Source organism: Streptomyces tateyamensis, assembly GCF_003205575.1.
In the GTDB taxonomy this organism is placed as follows: domain Bacteria; phylum Actinomycetota; class Actinomycetes; order Streptomycetales; family Streptomycetaceae; genus Kitasatospora; species Kitasatospora tateyamensis.
The window spans coordinates 1-284 of record NZ_PYBW01000358.1 but is presented as its reverse complement, the minus strand read 5'-3'; the positions used below and the strand labels follow the sequence as shown (position 1 = coordinate 284).

Here is a 284-nt window from a genome sequence, read left to right as displayed (position 1 = left end):
CGGGCGCTACCGCATTCGCGGTCGCGTGGCCCGTGGTGGCATGGCGACCGTGTACACCGCCACGGACGAACGCCTCGAGCGCACCGTCGCTGTCAAGATCATTCATCCGACCCAGGCACCCGAGGCCCGGGCCCGGATCGCCAACTTCGTGGCCCGGTTCACCGACGAGGCGAAGACCATCGCCCGGCTGACCCACCCGAACGTGGTGGCGGTCTACGACCAGGGCACCCACGCCGGTCTGCCATACCTGGTGATGGAGTACGTCCGCGGCCGTACCCTGCGGG

1 protein-coding gene is annotated in these 284 nt (G+C 69.7%); it reads left to right on the top strand.

Annotated elements, in window-relative coordinates; all coding sequences use genetic code 11:
* Window positions 1-284: protein kinase domain-containing protein (locus tag C7C46_RS33735; protein WP_146259351.1), on the top strand; the 284-nt coding region annotated here is incomplete at both ends.